The sequence below is a fragment of the Streptomyces sp. NPDC031265 genome (genome assembly GCF_055570295.1).
This window is the reverse complement of record NZ_JBVIHM010000010.1, coordinates 244,475-258,241: the sequence shown is the minus strand read 5'-3', so window position 1 is coordinate 258,241 and position 13,767 is coordinate 244,475. Positions and strand designations below refer to the sequence as shown.

12 protein-coding genes are annotated in these 13,767 nt (G+C 71.8%); 4 read left to right on the top strand and 8 right to left on the bottom strand.

The features are described 5' to 3' along the window. Nucleotides 1–185 precede the first annotated feature (185 nt). The 4 genes from ACZ499_RS18345 to ACZ499_RS18330 all read left to right on the top strand — a co-directional run bounded on the left by ACZ499_RS18345 (nt 186) and on the right by ACZ499_RS18330 (nt 4,297). Nucleotides 186–923, top strand: coding sequence for an ABC transporter ATP-binding protein (locus ACZ499_RS18345; protein ID WP_468676118.1), 738 nt, complete (start codon nt 186–188; stop codon nt 921–923). Next, nucleotides 905–2,062, top strand: coding sequence for a hypothetical protein (locus tag ACZ499_RS18340; protein WP_468676117.1), 1,158 nt, complete (start codon nt 905–907; stop codon nt 2,060–2,062). Before ACZ499_RS18345 ends, ACZ499_RS18340 begins: the two co-directional genes overlap by 19 nt. A gap of 88 nt (nt 2,063–2,150) precedes the next feature. Then, nucleotides 2,151–3,272 carry an LOG family protein gene (locus ACZ499_RS18335; protein WP_468676116.1) on the top strand — a complete coding sequence of 374 codons (1,122 nt, stop codon included), beginning with the start codon at nt 2,151–2,153 and terminating at the stop codon, nt 3,270–3,272. Nucleotides 3,273–3,376: 104 nt separating this feature from the next. Then, nucleotides 3,377–4,297, top strand: coding sequence for a hypothetical protein (locus ACZ499_RS18330; protein ID WP_468676114.1), 921 nt, complete (start codon nt 3,377–3,379; stop codon nt 4,295–4,297). A gap of 461 nt (nt 4,298–4,758) precedes the next feature. Here the strand turns inward: ACZ499_RS18330 and ACZ499_RS18325 are convergent, their stop codons facing one another. The 8 genes from ACZ499_RS18325 to tsf all read right to left on the bottom strand — a co-directional run bounded on the left by ACZ499_RS18325 (nt 4,759) and on the right by tsf (nt 13,596). Beyond that, nucleotides 4,759–5,778, bottom strand: a complete 1,020-nt coding sequence (locus tag ACZ499_RS18325; RefSeq protein ID WP_468676113.1) for an ABC transporter ATP-binding protein — start codon at nt 5,776–5,778, stop codon at nt 4,759–4,761. After that, nucleotides 5,778–7,388, bottom strand: a complete 1,611-nt coding sequence (locus ACZ499_RS18320; RefSeq protein ID WP_468676111.1) for an ABC transporter permease — start codon at nt 7,386–7,388, stop codon at nt 5,778–5,780. The genes ACZ499_RS18325 and ACZ499_RS18320 overlap by 1 nt, the downstream gene beginning before the upstream one ends. A 53-nt stretch (nt 7,389–7,441) precedes the next feature. Then, on the bottom strand, nt 7,442–8,539 hold the full coding sequence (locus tag ACZ499_RS18315) for a thiamine ABC transporter substrate-binding protein (protein WP_468676110.1): 1,098 nt from the start codon (nt 8,537–8,539) through the stop codon (nt 7,442–7,444). Between the two features lie 204 nt (nt 8,540–8,743). Next, nucleotides 8,744–9,856, bottom strand: coding sequence for a dual-specificity RNA methyltransferase RlmN (gene rlmN / locus ACZ499_RS18310; protein WP_385549206.1), 1,113 nt, complete (start codon nt 9,854–9,856; stop codon nt 8,744–8,746). 165 nt (nt 9,857–10,021) lie between these two features. Next, nucleotides 10,022–11,143 carry a phosphatidate cytidylyltransferase gene (locus ACZ499_RS18305; protein WP_468676107.1) on the bottom strand — a complete coding sequence of 374 codons (1,122 nt, stop codon included), beginning with the start codon at nt 11,141–11,143 and terminating at the stop codon, nt 10,022–10,024. Further along, nucleotides 11,143–11,700, bottom strand: coding sequence for a ribosome recycling factor (frr, locus tag ACZ499_RS18300; RefSeq protein WP_385549200.1), 558 nt, complete (start codon nt 11,698–11,700; stop codon nt 11,143–11,145). Before frr ends, ACZ499_RS18305 begins: the two co-directional genes overlap by 1 nt. A gap of 120 nt (nt 11,701–11,820) precedes the next feature. Further along, nucleotides 11,821–12,600 carry a UMP kinase gene (pyrH, locus tag ACZ499_RS18295; protein WP_358836273.1) on the bottom strand — a complete coding sequence of 260 codons (780 nt, stop codon included), beginning with the start codon at nt 12,598–12,600 and terminating at the stop codon, nt 11,821–11,823. A gap of 159 nt (nt 12,601–12,759) precedes the next feature. Continuing rightward, a complete protein-coding gene (gene tsf, locus ACZ499_RS18290) occupies nt 12,760–13,596 on the bottom strand; it encodes a translation elongation factor Ts (RefSeq protein WP_385827900.1) in 837 nt (278 codons plus the stop codon). Nucleotides 13,597–13,767: the final 171 nt, after the last annotated feature.

The window sequence follows — 13,767 nt, the reverse complement described above, 5'->3', positions numbered from 1 at the left end:
TGCGTGGGGGGCGGGAGGAAAACATGTGGTGGGGGGCACCATGGGAGGGGGGTCGCCCCCCCCCGGGCCGCGTGCTGTCAGGACCGGCGCGTACGAGTCCCTACGGTGCCCAGTGACCGATCGGCCCTGCCTTCGTTCCCCCGTACGGGGGAACAGGAAATCTGATCTGAACCGAGGTGTACGCCATGGTGGCTCCGCCGGACAACGATGTGCTCTGGGGACGTTCCCTGCATCACTCCCACGGCGGCTCGCCCGCCCTGACCGGGGTCTCCCTCGGGATCCGCGAGGGAGAGATCCTGGCCGTCGGGGGCCCGCGCGGCAGCGGCAAGACGACCCTGCTGCGCTGTCTGTCCGGCCAGCTCGTGCCCGACCAGGGCGAGGTGTGGTTCAACAGCGCCCCCGTCCACACCATGGGAGCGCTCTCGCGCGAGCGGCTGCGCCGGGACCGGTTCGGCTGGATCGACCCGGAGCCGACCCTGGTGCCCGAGCTCAACGCCTGGGAGAACGCGGCGCTGCCCCTGCTGCTGCGCGGCATCTCGCACCGCACCGCCAAGAAGGCCGCCCTGGAGTGGCTGGAGCGGCTCGACATCGGCGCCTGCGCGCGCCGCCGCCCGCACGCCCTGCTGACCGCGCAGCGCCAGCGCGTGGCGATCGCCCGCGCCCTGGTCACCTCCCCCGCGGTGCTCTTCGCGGACGAGCCGACCGCGACCCTGCACCGCGCCGACCGCGCCCAGGTGCTGCGCACCCTGACGGCCGCGGCCCGCTCGCACGCCATCACCACGGTCCTGGCCACCCATGACGCGGAGGTCGCGGCGCTCGCCGACCGCACGGTGTGGCTGCTCGACGGCCGCCGGGTCAACTCCGTCGAGCAGGGCGGCGCTCTCGACGCGGAGGGCCGCGCCACGTGCTCACTCTCCGTCTAGCCCGCGGCACCCACCCGCTGGTCCTGCTGCGCCGCCTCCTGGTGGCCGCGGCCTCGGCGGGGGTCGGCTTCCTGCTCCTGTGCACCCTGGGCCACGCGGTGGCGCACCCCGGCGGTTCGGTGCTGCGGCTGCTGTGGTGCGCGGTGCCGCTCGCCGCGACCGTCCACTTCGCGGTCGCCGTGGCCCGTACGGACCCGAGCACCCGCCCGCGCCCCGGGCTCTCCGCGGTGGGCCTGGGCCCCGGGCGGCTCACCGCGATCGCGGCGGCGTCGACGGCGGTGGCCTGCACGCTCGGCTCCACGGTCGCCCTGCTCGTCTACCTCCATCTGCGCGGCGACATCACCGGGCTGCCCTTCGACGGCGCCGCGTCCGGGCTGCTCGCCGCCGACCAGCCGCTGCCACTGGCCGCGGCCCTCACCCTGCTCTGCGTACTGCCGCTCACCGCGTCGGCGGCGGCCGGACTCGCCCTGCGCCCCCGCAAGGAGCCGCCCCGGCCCCGCCCGCGCGGCGCGAAGCGGCCCCCGGCCTCCGTCCCGGCGGGCCTGCCCTGGGGGATCTCCCTGATCACGGCGGGCCTGGCGGTCGAGACGTTCGCGAGCCGGGGCACCCCGGGCTCCGCGATCCCCATGCCGGGCCACCCCGACAGCAGCCCCGCCGGGGTGCTTGCCGGCTGGATCCTCACCGCGCTGGGCCTCGCGGTGGCGGGCCCGGCCCTGACCCATCTGTGCGGCCGGCTGCTCCAGACCGCGCGCCCGGGGGCGGCCCGGCTGCTGGCGGGGCGCGTCCTGATGGAGGAGGCCCGCCGTATCGGACATCCGCTCGGTGTGGTGTGCGCGGTGGCCTCGGCCACGATCGCGGCCGACACGCTGTACGGCGACGAGGCGGGCCCGCACCCCTTCGGCCCGCTCACGGGCCTGGGCGCGGCGCTGGTGACGGGGTGCACGGTGGCGACGCTGCTGACGGCGGCCCTGGAGTCCAAGCACGCCCGCGGCGAGACGACGGCGGCGCTGCTGCGCCTGGGCACCCCGGTCAAGCTGCTCCGCGCCTCGGCCGCCCTGCGCGCGGCGGCGGTCCTGGCCCTGTTCGGCCCGGTGACGTGGGGAATCGCCGAGCTCGCTGCGCTGCCCCTGACGGGCTGAGCCCCGGCCGGGACCCGGCCGGGCCGGCCCTCCCCCAAGCTCTTGAGGAGCAGGGGGGACCCCCACCCGTACGGGCTATCGTGGCCGGATGGCCAGTGAAGACTTTCAGCGGGTTCCGAGCGCCCGGGACCGGGAGATCGAGTCCGTCGCCGAGTTCGACGAGGTCGTGGCGGACGGCACGCTTGCCGGATACCGCCTGCAGTCCCTCGATCTGACGGACCGTACGTTCGCGCTCCTGTCCACCGACTCCGCGGGCGCCGTCTTCCTCGGCTGCCGGATGGAGCCGGACGCCACCACCAAGGTGCGCGCCGACGGGGCACTGGTCTTCCCGCCCGTGCCCGATCTGCCCTTCGACCCGTACCGGGGTCTGCTCTACACCCCCGACGAGCTGTTCGAGGACCTCGACGGCGGCTACGAGCACACGCCCGACGCCCGCTCGTACGCCTGGTTCCAGCGCGCCAAGTCGGACGGCGACGTCTTCGCGTCGATGCTCCGCTCCATCCACGACGACTCGGTCTCGGACGCGCTCGACGAGTTCCTGGCCGGGGAGCGGGTCGTGGGCGTGATGGGCGGGCACGCGATGGGCCGGGGCAGCGAGGCGTACGCCGGGGCTGCCCGGCTCGGCCGCTCCCTGAGCCGGGCCGGGTTCACCGTCGCCACGGGCGGCGGCCCTGGCGCGATGGAGGCGGCGAACCTGGGTGCCTATACGGCGCCGTTCTCGGACGCCGTGCTCGGCGAGGCGCTGGAACTGCTCGCCAAGGCGCCGTCGTTCGCGCCGTCCGTCTCGGACTGGGCGCGGGCGGCCTTCGAGGTACGCGGGCGCCACCCCGGGGGCGGGGTGTCGGTCGGCATCCCCACCTGGTTCTACGGCCACGAGCCGCCGAACGCGTTCGCCGGCCACATCGCCAAGTACTTCGCCAACGCCACCCGCGAGGACGGCCTGCTGGCCCGCTCCAACGCGGGCGTGGTGTTCCTGCCGGGCGCGGCCGGGACCGTACAGGAGATCTTCGACAACGCGACCCCCAACTACTACGGGTCGCGGGGCGAGCCGACACCGATGGTGCTGGTCGACCGGGCGCACTGGACGGAGCGGCTGCCCACGTGGCCGCTGCTCCAGGCACTCGCTGAGGGCCGCCCGATGGCGGCGCGGATCGCGCTGGTGGACTCGGTGGACGAGGCCGCGGCGGAGCTGGCACGCCTGTCGGCTTGAGCGGCGACGCATAGATCACACCAGGCAACGCGGGGCGGTCCGCGCACGTCTGCTGCTGAGGAGCGGAATCGTGCTCCTGTTGATCCCCTGGAACGGAGCTTTTGGTGCTGATCGGCCTACTCACCGCGATCGCGGCCTCGATCTGTTACGGCACGGGCTCGGTCCTGCAAGCCGTCGGATCCCGGAAGTCCGCGCGCCGCGAGGCTGCCGCGACGGCCCGTACCCAGCACGGCGGCCCGAGCCTGTCGTCCACCGCGAAGGCGGCGATGACCTGGGAATTCATGGTGGGTACGGTGCTGGACTTCGTCGGCTTCGGCCTGGGCGCCCTGGCCGCCCGCCTCCTCCCCCTCTTCCTCTCCCAGACGGTGATCAGTGCCAACCTGGTGATCACGGCGGTGCTGAGCGTCAAGCTCCTCGGCATCCGGCTGAGCCGCGCCGAGTGGGGCTCCATCACGGTGGTCTGCTCGGCCCTGGTGCTGTTGGCCACGGCGGCGGGCGCAGAGGGCAGCGGCCACACGTCCCTCGCCACGCACTGGTGGCTGCTGGCGGTGTCGGTGCTGCTGATGGCGGGCGGCGCGGTGGCGGTACGCCTGCTCGGCGCCCGCGCCGCGATCCTGGCGGGCCTGCTGTCGGGCCTGGGCTTCGGCGCGCTGGGGGTCGGGGTCCGCGTCCTGAACGGCGTCGACCCCTTCGACCTGGGCCGCCTGCTCTCGGACCCCGCGCTCTACGCGATCCTGGTGGCGGGGGTCGGCGGGATGTACCTGCACACGGTGGCGCTCCAGATCGGCTCGGTCAACGGGGCGACGGCGGCGCTGGTGGTCGGGGAAACGGTCCTGCCGGGCGCGATCGGCGTCCTCTGGCTGGGCGACGCGTCCCGGGCGGGCTTCGCGTGGATGGCGGCACTGGGCTTCGTCCTGGCGGTGGCGGGGGCGGTGGGGGTCGCTTGGTTCGGGGCGGAGCCGGAGGGTGAGGCGGAGCGGGAGGTCTTCCCCACCCCGCCCCTTCCCGAGACCCTCCGGGGGTGAGGGTGGGGAAGGTTCTTTCCTGGGGGCTACGCCCCAGACCCCCGGCGGGGCCTGCGGCCCCTGCACCCCACTTCGGGGCTCCGCCCCGGACCCCGGCACCGGGGTGGGTGGGTTACCTGAGCTGCGCCCCCGCTTTCGGGGCTCGCCCCGGACCCCGGCGCAAGGGTGGGTGGATCACCTGGGCTGCACCCCCGCCCGCGCTTCGGGGCTCCGCCCCGGACCCCGCTCCGCAAACGCCGGAGAGGCTGAAGGTGCCCGCGCCCCGTTTTGCCTTAAGGGGCGCGGGGAACTGCGCGACCAGCCCCCACCGAACCCGCAGACGAACGAACGCCCGGGGCGGAGCCCCGAAGCGGGGTGCAGGGGCCGCAGGCCCCGCAACGGGGTCCGGGGGCGTAGCCCCCGGGAACGAGCCTCCACCCCCACCCACCCCCGGAGGGTTCAGGTAACGGGCGGGGAGGGGGTCAATCCCCCAGAACCACAACCTCCGCCCCCACAAACCCCACCCCCACCAACTCCCCCACCCCCACCACATCCCGCACCCCACACTCCGCCTCCAACAGCGGCCCAGAGCGCGGGCGCAGCCGCAGAGCGACGTGGTTGCCCCGGAACGTGCGCGCCAGGACCTCACACTCCAGACCCTCGTCGGCCGGAAGCAGCCGAACCCCCGCCGGGCGGACCAGAAGACGTACGGACCCCTGCGGCGAGCCCCCCGGCACCGGCACCTTCCCCCACTCCGTCGACGCCACCGCCCCCGACACCTTCGCCGCGACCACGTTCTCGAAGCCGAGGAAGCGCGCCACGAACTCCGAGGCCGGCCGCTGCCAGACGTCGAGCGGCGTGCCGGTCTGGGCGATGCGGCCGTCCCGCATCACCACGACCCGGTCGGCGAGCGCGAACGCCTCGCTCTGGTCGTGCGTGACGGCGAGCACGGTCATGCCCAACCGGCCGAACAGGGAGCGCAGTTCGACCACCAGCCGCTCCCGCAGCGTACGGTCCAGCTGGCCCAGCGGCTCGTCCAGCATCAGCAGCCGCGGCGAGGGCGCGAGCGCGCGGGCGAGCGCGACGCGCTGCTGCTCGCCGCCGGAGAGCGCCCCGACCGCCCGCCGCCCCGCCCCCGGCAGCCCCACGAGCTCCAGCAACTCCTCGACCCTGGCGGCCTGTTGGGCGCGCGGTACGCCGCGCATGCGCAGGCCGAAGGACACGTTCCCGGCGACGTCCCGCTGCGGGAACAGCTGGTGGTCCTGGAACATCAGGCCCACGCCCCGCCGGTGCACGGGCACGCTCGTCTGGTCCGCGCCCGCGAGCAGCACCCGCCCCGCGTCGGCCGGCTGGAGCCCGGCCACCACCCGCAGCAGCGTGGACTTGCCGCTGCCGCTGGGCCCGAGCACACACACCGTCTCGTGCTCGGCGACCTCCAGGTCGACCGCGTCGAGCGCGGCCCGCTCGCCGAACCGGACCGTCACCCCGTCGAGCTTCAGCATCAGAATTCTCCGGTCCGGTCCGTACGAACGCGTTCGAGAAGCAGCAGGGATGCCGCGCACACCACCATCAGGATCGTGCTGAGCGCCATCGCCTGCCCGTAGTTGAGGTCCCCGGCCCGGCCGAGCAGGCGCGCCACCGCGACCGGCAGGGTGGGGCGGTCGGGGCGCGCGATGAACACGGTCGCGCCGAACTCCCCGAGCGAGACCGCGAACGCGAACCCCGCCGCGATCAGCAGCGCCCGCCGCACCAGCGGCAGGTCCACCTCCCGCCAGACCCTGAGCGGCGAGGCGCCGAGCACGGCGGCCGCCTCGCGCAGCCGCCCGTCGACCGCGCGCAGTACGGGAAGCATGGTCCGTACGACGAACGGCACACCCACCAGCGCCTGGGCCAGCGGCACCAGGATCCAGGAGGTGCGCAGGTCCAGCGGCGGCCGGTCCAGGGTGATCAGGAAGCCGAAGCCGACCGTCACCGCCGACACCCCCAGCGGCAGCATCAGGAGCGCGTCGAAGCCCCTGACCAGGCGTCCTCCGCGCCGGGTCAGGGCCGCCGCCGCCAGTCCGCCGACGGCTACCGCGATGCCGGTCGCGGCCAGTGCGTACTGCACGGAGTTCCACACCGCCTCCAGTGGCGGCACCAGGAAGGTGCCGCCCGCCCCGGCGGACTGGAGGGAGCGGAAGTAGCCGAAGCCGTAGCCGTCGGGGGTGTCCAGGGAGCGGGCGACCAGCACGCCCAGCGGCAGCACGATCAGTACGGCCACCACGGCGAGCACCGCCGCGAGCAGCGTCCACTGTCCCGCGCCGCGCGGGCGCCGGGCCGTGTGCGCGGGGTCGACGAGTTTCAGGGCGCTCTCGCGCCGCCGTACCGTCCAGGCGTGCACGGCGAGGACCGCGCCGACCGCGGCGAACTGGACGATGGTCAGGACGGCCGCGGTGGGCAGGTCGAGGAGCTGGGCGGTCTGGCGGTAGATCTCCACTTCGAGCGTGGAGAAGGTGGGGCCGCCGAGGATCTGGACGACGCCGAAGGAGGTGAAGGTGAAGAGGAAGACCATCAGGGCGGCGGCGGCCACGGCGGGCCCGAGCGCGGGCAGGGTGACCGTGCGCCACGCCGCGAACCGGGAGGCGCCGAGGACCCGGGCGGCTTCCTCCTGGCGCGGGTCGAGCTGGGCCCACAGGCCGCCGACGGTCCGTACGACGACCGCGTAGTTGAAGAAGACGTGCGCGAGCAGGATCGCCCACACCGTGGTGTCGAGCCGTACGCCCCACAGCTCGTCCAGCAGCCCGCCCCGGCCGAGCAGCGCCAGGAACGCGGTGCCGACGACGACCGTGGGCAGCACGAAGGGGACCGTGACCACGGCCCGCAGCAGCTGCCGTCCGGGGAAGTCGAAGCGCGCGAAGACGTACGCGCCGGGGAGCGCGATCAGCAGGGTGAGCGCGGTGGAGGCGAGCGCCTGCCAGGTGGTGAACCACAGGACGTGCCCGATGTCCGGGTCGGTGATCACCTCGCCGATCCGGCCGAGGTGCCAGACGCCGTCGACGCGCAGCCCGCGGCCGACGATCGCGGCCACGGGCCAGGCGAAGAAGAGCGCGAAGAACGCGAGCGGCAGAGCCATCAGGCCGAGCCGCACCGCGTTCGCGCGCGCCCTCTTCGCGCGGGGCGTGCGGCTTACTTCAGCACGAGCGAGGACCACGACTTGACCCACTGCTCACGGTTCTTGGAGATCTTCTCCGGAGCGACGTCGTGCGTTTCGGTGACCGTGGCGCCGAACTTGGTGAACAGCTCGGGCAGCTTGGCGTCCTTGACCACGGGGTTCACGAACATGTTGAGCGGCATGTCCTCCTGGAACTTCCTGGAGATCAGGAAGTCGAGGAGCGCCTTGCCGCCCGCCTCGTTCTTGGCGCCCTTGAGGAGCCCCGCGAACTCGGTCTGGCGGAAGCAGGTGCCGGTGGCGACGCCGGTGGGGGCCTCGGTGGGCTGCGGCTTGGCGTACAGGACCTCGACGGGCGGGCTGGAGGCGTAGGAGACGACCAGCGGGCGGTCGCCCTTGGCCTTCTTGCCGCCGGCGGAGCCGGAGAAGTCCTGGTTGTAGGCCTGCTCCCAGCCGTCGACGACCTTGACGCCGTTGTCCTTGAGCTTCTTCCAGTAGTCCCGCCAGCCTTCGTCGCCGTACTGGGCGGCGCTGCCGAGCAGGAAGCCCAGGCCCGGCGAGGAGGTCGCCGCGTTCTCGGTGACCAGCAGGTTCTTGTACTCGGGCTTGATCAGGTCGGCGAAGGAGCCCGGCGGGCTGAGCTTCTTGTCCGCGAAGTACTTCTTGTCGTAGTTGACGCAGATGTCGCCGGTGTCGATCGGCGTGACCCGGTGCTCGCCCTTGTCGAGCTGGACGGCCGCGGGGACGGCGGCGAGGCCCTTCGCCTCGTACGGGGTGAAGATCCCGTTGTCGAGGGCCCGCGAGAGCAGGGTGTTGTCGACGCCGAAGAACACGTCGCCGCGCGGGGATCCCTTGGTGAGGATCTCCTGGTTGAGCGCCGCGCCCGCGTCGCCGCTCTTGAGGACCTTGACCGTGTAGCCGGTCTGCGCGGTGAACTCCTTGAGCACCGCGTCGGAGGCGGCGAACGAGTCGTGGCTGACCAGTGTGACGGTCTTGGACCTGGTGCCGCCGTCGGACTTGCCGGCGCCGTCGTCCTTGCCGCCGCACGCGGCGAGCGTACTGACCCCGAGGGCGGCGGCGAGCGCGCCGGCCGCCAACTTCTTCGTACTGCGCATGGTTCTGGATCCTCCTGGTGGGACCAGGAAGAGACGCGGCCCTGCTCACCGGGCGGCGGCGAGCAGGGCGCAACAGCTTGAGTGATGACCGAACTTCCTACCCAGAATGACCTGGGCAAGGTTCAGAGGGTCTGCGACCTTACGGTGTCGCACTCTCAGCGCTGTGGCGCTCCCCTGTCGGAATATGTAAATTTCGAGCCCAGACTACCTCTCGGACGCGGCGAGCTGTCCGCACGCTCCGTCGATCTCCTGGCCACGGGTGTCCCGAACGGTCACCGGCACCCCGTGGGCCGCGATGGCCTCGACGAACGCCTTCTCGTCCTCGGGGCGCGAGGCGGTCCACTTCGAGCCCGGCGTCGGGTTCAGCGGGATCAGGTTGACGTGGACGCGCTTGCCCTTGAGGAGGCGGCCGAGCAGGTCACCGCGCCAGGCCTGGTCGTTGATGTCGCGGATCAGTGCGTACTCGATCGAGATGCGGCGGCCGGACTTCTCCGCGTACTCCCACGCCGCGTCCAGGACCTCGCGGACCTTCCAGCGCGTGTTGACCGGGACCAGGGTGTCGCGCAGTTCGTCGTCCGGCGCGTGCAGCGACACGGCGAGGCGGCACTTGAAGCCCTCGTCGGCGAAGCGGTGCATGGCCGGGACCAGGCCGACGGTGGAGACGGTGATGCCGCGCTGGGACAGGCCCAGGCCGTCGGGCTCGGGGTCGGTGAGGCGGCGGATGGAGCCGACGACCCGCTTGTAGTTGGCGAGCGGCTCGCCCATGCCCATGAAGACGATGTTCGACAGGCGGGCCGGGCCGCCGGGGACCTCGCCGTCGCGCAGCGCGCGCATACCGTCGACGATCTGGTGCACGATCTCGGCGGTCGACAGGTTACGGTCCAGGCCCGCCTGGCCGGTCGCGCAGAACGGGCAGTTCATACCGCAGCCGGCCTGCGAGGAGATGCACATGGTCACCCGGTCGGGGTAGCGCATCAGGACCGACTCCACGAGCGTCCCGTCGTGCAGCCGCCACAGCGTCTTGCGGGTGGTGTCGTCGTCGCACGAGATGTGCCGCACCACCGACATCAGGTCCGGCAGCAGCTCCTCCTGGAGCCGGGTGCGCGCGGCCGCCGGGATGTCCGTCCACTGGGCCGGGTCGTGCGCGTACCGCGCGAAGTAGTGCTGCGAGAGCTGCTTGGCGCGGAACGGCTTCTCGCCGATCGCGGCGACAGCCTCCTTCCGCTCGGCGGGCGAGAGGTCGGCGAGGTGCCGCGGCGGCCGCTTCGCTCCGCGAGGTGCGACGAAGGTGAGTTCTCCCGGAACAGGGCGGGCCATGAGTGGAATCTCCTCAGTACGGCGAGGCCGGGCTACCTCCGCCGACGCGGAGCAAGCGGCGGGACGATGCCCAAGCCGGGAGACCTCACAGGTTCACCCCCGCGTGCGCGGGGCCGAAAGGGCGCACCGCGAGAACGGCGCGCCCTTCCAGAGTACCGGGGCCGGTCAGCTCCCGCCGACGAAGATCACCAGCAGCAGCCACACCACCGGCGCCGTCGGCAGCAGGGAGTCCAGGCGGTCCATGATGCCGCCGTGGCCGGGCAGCAGCGTGCCCATGTCCTTGATGCCGAGGTCCCGCTTGATCATCGACTCGCCGAGGTCGCCGAGCGTGGCGCTCGCCGCGACCGCGAGGCCGAGCAGCAGGCCCTGCCACCACTGGCCGTCGTCGATGAGGAACTGCATGCACACCGCGCCCGCCGCCATCGCGAACGTCACCGCGCCGAGCAGGCCCTCACGGGTCTTGCCGGGGCTGATGCGCGGCGCCAGCTTGTGCTTGCCGAAGCGCCAGCCGATCGCGTACGCGCCGGTGTCGCTGACCACGGTCAGCAGCAGGAAGACGAAGACCCGCCACGGCCCGTCGTCGGCGGTCAGCATCATCGCGACGAACGTGGCCAGGAACGGCACGTAGAACGCCGCGAAGACACCCGCGGTGACGTCCCTGAGGTAGCCCTCGGGCTTCTCCGTCATCCGCCACACCAGCACCGCGAGCGACGTGAGCGCCATCGCGACCCAGGCGCCTTCGGCACCGCGCGCGTAGCCGGCGACGACCATCGCCGCGCCGCCCACCGCGAGCGGCACCAGCGGCACCTTGATGTCCTTGCGCTCGTCGAGCCGGGAGGTGAGCTCCCACAGGCCGACGACGACCGCCACCGCGATCACCCCGACGAAGACGGCCTTGACGACGAACAGCGACGCCAGGATCACCGCGCCGAGCCCGACGCCGACCCCTATCGCGGACCGCAGGTCGCGCCCCGCCCGCTTCTTCTCCGGCTGCGCGGGCCGCTGCGGCTGCTGCGGAGTCGAAGGTGGTACCGAGCTGGGCATGGGCTCCTGCGGCGTCTCTTCGCGGAACAGGGGACCGCTCACCCGAGCGGCCCCCCGGTCACGTTGTTCGCGGTCTACGGCGTCTCTGCCCGCGTCTGGCACTACGGGCGATCGGTGCATCCGGGACGGGGCGTCATACGCATCGTAGGCAGCGCCCGCCGAAGGCACCTCCTGGGAAGGCCCCTGGTCGGGTGGCCCCCAGTGCTCGGGTCGCGGCGGAGCCCCCCAGGAAGAGTCGTTCATCAGACCTCGAGCAGCTCTGCTTCCTTGTGCTTGAGCAGCTCGTCCACCTGCGAGACGTACTTCGCGGTGGTGTCGTCGAGCTCCTTCTCCGCACGGCGGACCTCGTCCTCGCCGGACTCCTTGTCCTTGACGAGCTTGTCGAGGGCGTCCTTGGCCTTGCGGCGCACGGAGCGGATCGACACCTTGGAGTCCTCGGCCTTGGTCCGGGCGACCTTGATGTAGTCCCGGCGGCGCTCCTCCGTCAGCTCCGGGAACGTCACCCGGATGATGGAGCCGTCATTGCTCGGGTTGACGCCGAGGTCCGAGTCGCGGATCGCCTGCTCGATGTTGCGCAGCGCGCTCTTGTCGAACGGGGTCACCACGGCCATGCGCGGCTCGGGCACCGAGAACGAGGCCAGCTGGTTGATCGGCGTCAGCGCACCGTAGTAGTCGGCCACGATCTTGTTGAACATCGCCGGGTGCGCACGGCCGGTGCGAATCGCGGCGAAGTCCTCCTTGGCGACCAGGACGGCCTTCTCCATCTTCTCCTCGGCTTCGAGGAGGATTTCTTCGATCACCACTTGCTCCTGCATGTCTTGAGTGGGCCGGGAGTGCTCCGTGGGGTGCTCAACGGCCCTGCGTAACCCGCGTCTTCCCCTGCACGGTGTCCGACCGTCAGGGGATTGTCCATCCCCCGGTCAGGCCCGGGTGCCCTGGTCGCTCACGAGCGTGCCGATCTTCTCACCCTTGACCGCGCGCGCGATGTTGCCCGCGGTGAGCAGTTCGAAGACCAGGATGGGGAGGTTGTTGTCGCGGCAGAGGGTGATGGCCGTCATGTCCGCCACCTTCAGGTCGCGGGTGATGACCTCGCCGTACTCCAGCGCGTCGAACTTCACGGCGTCCGGGTTGACGCGGGGGTCGGAGTCGTAGACCCCGTCCACCCCGTTCTTGCCCATCAGCATGGCCTCGGCGTCGATCTCCAGGGCGCGCTGGGCTGCCGTGGTGTCGGTGGAGAAGTACGGCATGCCCATGCCCGCGCCGAAGATGACGACGCGTCCCTTCTCCAGGTGGCGCACGGCGCGCAGCGGGATGTACGGCTCCGCGACCTGGCCCATCGTGATGGCGGTCTGGACCCGGGAGTCGATGCCCTCCTTCTCCAGGAAGTCCTGGAGAGCGAGGCAGTTCATCACCGTGCCGAGCATGCCCATGTAGTCGGAGCGGGCCCGGTCCATGCCGCGCTGCTGGAGCTCGGCTCCGCGGAAGAAGTTGCCGCCGCCGATGACGACGGCGATCTGCGCCCCGTCCCGCACGACATTGGCGATCTCGCGGGCGATGGCGTGCACGACGTCGGGGTCCACGCCGAGACCCCCTCCGCCGGCGAACGCCTCACCGGAGAGCTTCAGCATGAAGCGTCCGGTCACCTTGCCGTCGTCGCGCTTGTGGTCAGCCTGGGTGGCGGCGTCCGCGCCCTGATTCATGGGGATCTCCTCGTACACATACGAAGAAGGCCATTGCCGGTGGGTGCTGTGTCCCTGAGCGGCAATGGCCTCCTCGTCAGATCTGCGGTCGTCCGTCGCGAGCGCGGCCGACGACTGCCTCAGACCCTAGCGGGGTCATCCGTCGATCGCTGAACGGACTCAGATGCCGACCTTGATGCGCGAGAAGCGCTTCAGGGTGACACCGGCCTCGTCCAGAACCTTCTGGACGGACTTCTTGTTGTCGAGCGCGTACGGCTGGCCAAGGAGCGTGGCGTCCTTGAAGAAGCCGTTGACACGACCCTCGACGATCTTCGGCAGCGCGGCCTCGGGCTTGCCCTCGGCGCGCGTGGTCTCCTCGGCGACACGACGCTCGGTCTCGACGACCTCGGCCGGGACGTCTTCGCGGGACAGCCACTTCGGGGCGAACGCGGCGATGTGCTGCGCGATGCCCTTGGCGACGTCGGCGTCGGCCTTGTCCAGCTCGACCAGGACACCGATCTGCGGCGGCAGGTCGGGCATGGTGCGGTGCATGTACGCGAAGACGAAGCCGTCGCCGTACTGCGCGAAGCGGTCCAGGACGATCTTCTCGCCGAGGTTGGCGTTGGCCTCGTCGACGTACGCCTGGACGGTCTTGCCGGCCTCGATCTCGGAGGCGAGCAGCGCCTCCAGGTCGGCCGGGGAGGTCGCGGCGACGTGCGCGGCCAGCGCGGCGGCGGTGGCCTGGAACTTCTCGCCCTTGGCGACGAAGTCCGTCTCGCACTTCAGCTCAAGGATGACACCGGAGGTGTTGTCCTCGGCGATGAGGGAGACGACCGCACCGTTCTCGGCGGAACGGCCCTCGCGCTTGGCGACGCCCTTCTGGCCCTTGATGCGCAGCGCCTCGACGGCCTTGTCGACGTTGCCGTCGGCCTCGTCCAGCGCCTTCTTGCAGTCCATCATGCCGGCGCCGGTGAGCTCACGGAGCTTCTTGACGTCAGCGGCGGTGTAGTTCGCCATGAGTCTGTGTTTCTCTCTCGAAGTCTGACTCGAAGTCTGAAAGATCTACGGGGCTACGGGGTGACGGGGGGGGGAACACGGTTGTCCCCCCCCTCCCCCCCCAAACCCAGAACCTTAAGGTCCGGGCTTTTTCTCGTTCTCGGTCTGAACCCCGTTCTCCCGAGCCCCCGC

Coding starts and splice junctions, on each gene's coding strand:
- ACZ499_RS18335 (WP_468676116.1), top strand. CDS start 2,151: ATGGCCAGTGAAGACTTTCAGCGGGTTCCGAGCGCCCGGGACCGGGAG.
- ACZ499_RS18325 (WP_468676113.1), bottom strand. CDS start 5,778: ATGCTGAAGCTCGACGGGGTGACGGTCCGGTTCGGCGAGCGGGCCGCG.
- ACZ499_RS18315 (WP_468676110.1), bottom strand. CDS start 8,539: ATGCGCAGTACGAAGAAGTTGGCGGCCGGCGCGCTCGCCGCCGCCCTC.
- tsf (WP_385827900.1), bottom strand. CDS start 13,596: ATGGCGAACTACACCGCCGCTGACGTCAAGAAGCTCCGTGAGCTCACC.
- pyrH (WP_358836273.1), bottom strand. CDS start 12,600: ATGAATCAGGGCGCGGACGCCGCCACCCAGGCTGACCACAAGCGCGAC.
- ACZ499_RS18345 (WP_468676118.1), top strand. CDS start 186: ATGGTGGCTCCGCCGGACAACGATGTGCTCTGGGGACGTTCCCTGCAT.
- ACZ499_RS18320 (WP_468676111.1), bottom strand. CDS start 7,388: ATGGCTCTGCCGCTCGCGTTCTTCGCGCTCTTCTTCGCCTGGCCCGTG.
- ACZ499_RS18305 (WP_468676107.1), bottom strand. CDS start 11,143: ATGAACGACTCTTCCTGGGGGGCTCCGCCGCGACCCGAGCACTGGGGG.
- rlmN (WP_385549206.1), bottom strand. CDS start 9,856: ATGGCCCGCCCTGTTCCGGGAGAACTCACCTTCGTCGCACCTCGCGGA.